We start from the raw sequence: 1,104 nt of genomic DNA on the forward strand, positions 1-1,104 counted from the left end.
ACAAATAGGACCGAATCAGTTCAAAAAGACTGATTCGGTCCTAATTTTTTTGCAGTGGTTTATTCTTTTTCTGCTGATTGAATGACTTTTTGTCCATCAATGATCACGTAGAATACTTTAATTTTTGCGCCTTCTTCCAATTCAGCAAAGAATGGTTTCGCTGTTTCAGACAATCTCATTGCTTCCGCTTCATTTTGTTCGTTTTTCACTTCGATGGAGTTTACATCCTGGAGTCCCACATAAGTAACTGATGTTTCTTCAACCTTCAATTTATCTCCAGCAGATGAAGAACCAGTGCCATCCCAAGTTACTTCTGTGGAGGCCTTCCAATCTTCAGCTTCATTGGCAGTTGACCAAACCTCAAGTGTGTATTTTCCAGCCGGCAACTTAGAGAGACCTTCCGTTGCATCAAACTTCATCTCAAGAATTTCACCGGGTTTCAAGATTTTTTCCTGCAACATTTGTGCGTACATCTTGTTATCGGAATCCTTGTAAACAACTGTATCTGAGCTATCGATTAGTTGATAATCAAAGAGCTGCGAACTATTCATCGATAATTTAACGTCTTCCTCTTTGTCATTCCTCAGCTGGAAAACAAATTGGTGGGCGCCATCTGTAGTTTCTTCTGACAGACTGTGCACAACGGAGCCAGCGGCGATTTCGTTATTTTCATTTCCAGAGCCTGTGTTTCCTTCTTCTGATTCACTTGTATTTGCAAATGTTCCACAGCCTCCCAATGCAATGAGGATGATTGCAGTCGAAGTCACTTTTAGCATATTTTTCATCTTTAAAACCACCTTTCATTAATACTAATTAGACCGTGAGAAAGCAAAAAGAGTTACGGGAAAAGATAGAAAATTGAATAAAAAGGATTTTTGACCTACATCCTCCAATGGATAATCAACCGAATTAAAGATGAAATGATATGATAAAACAAAAAAAGGGGTGTCCGATGAGCATTGGAAAAATTCAACGCATAGTGAACTGTATGGCGACGAATGTACAAATGAAAGACATACAGTTCGTGCAAACTGAACATCGCCTGAAGCTTGCAGAGTTTTGGGGAATTCGAGAAGGCAGTCGCGTACTTGAGATAGGTTGTGG

At 39.6% G+C, this 1,104-nt stretch carries 1 protein-coding gene; it reads right to left on the reverse strand.

Annotated elements, in window-relative coordinates; translation table 11 throughout:
- Positions 1-59 precede the first annotated feature (59 nt).
- Positions 60-785: a BsuPI-related putative proteinase inhibitor gene (locus AC1DSB_RS19765; protein ID WP_477531095.1), complete on the reverse strand. Its 726-nt coding sequence runs from the start codon at positions 783-785 to the stop codon at positions 60-62.
- Positions 786-1,104 lie beyond the last annotated feature (319 nt).

This window comes from Paenisporosarcina sp. P4_E4_2, assembly GCF_056401595.1.

Coding starts and splice junctions, on each gene's coding strand:
- AC1DSB_RS19765 (WP_477531095.1), bottom strand. CDS start 785: ATGAAAAATATGCTAAAAGTGACTTCGACTGCAATCATCCTCATTGCA.